Origin of the sequence: Neorhizobium huautlense (assembly GCF_002968575.1) — a bacterium.
In the GTDB taxonomy this organism is placed as follows: domain Bacteria; phylum Pseudomonadota; class Alphaproteobacteria; order Rhizobiales; family Rhizobiaceae; genus Neorhizobium; species Neorhizobium huautlense.
This window is the reverse complement of record NZ_PVBM01000100.1, coordinates 1-702: the sequence shown is the minus strand read 5'-3', so window position 1 is coordinate 702 and position 702 is coordinate 1. Positions and strand designations below refer to the sequence as shown.

1 pseudogene is annotated in these 702 nt (G+C 64.0%); it reads right to left on the bottom strand.

The features are described 5' to 3' along the window. Positions 1–55 precede the first annotated feature (55 nt). Positions 56–693, bottom strand: a pseudogene (locus C5L12_RS27775) (IS701 family transposase); the annotation flags it as partial. Between the last annotated feature and the right edge of the window lie 9 nt (positions 694–702).

Sequence of the window (702 nt, the reverse complement as noted above, 5' to 3'; positions counted from 1 at the left end):
CGAGCGATGAGGGTGCGGATTTCGGTGACGGCGGGGATGAGTCTCAGCTTGCGCGTCAGGCAGCGATTGACGGCTTTGGACTCGTTTCGTTCGGTTTGCCGCCGGCCGAGCGGCGTAGATCGGCGCCGAGCTTGGCGAGGAAGGCAGCGGCCGCCATGACGAGCGTCATGTGGCGATGCCAGCCGTGCCAGGAGCGGGCCTCGCAATGGTCAAAGCCGAGATCATTTTTGGCGCGCTGGAAGCATTCCTCAATCGTCCAGCGCAAACCTGCCGCCCCGGCCAGTTCCGCAAGCGTGGCCTCGCTGGGCGCAAAGACCAGATAATAGCTGAGGGCGTGCGGATCCGTGCGGCTTTTGCGGATGAGGACATAGCGGGCATAGCCTTCCTCAACGACATAAGGCAGAGCAATGCGTGCCCAGTGATAGAGACGCAATCCCTTGGCGCCTTCACCGGCCGGACAGGCGGCCCAAGCCATCGCCGGCTTGGTCAAAAACCTCGCTTCCTCGGGATGCCGGCCGCCTTGCGCCGCGCCGGGTCTTTCGCTCAGGCTTCCGGCAGATAGAGCCGCCGGTCGATCAGCGTCTGGCCAAAGCGGCTGGCATAGGCGACGAACACGCCGATCTGACAGTTCTCGATGCGGCCGGCGGTGCCCGAATATTGCCGCGCCACCCCGACCGAATGGATGCTTTTCTTTCAAGCGGC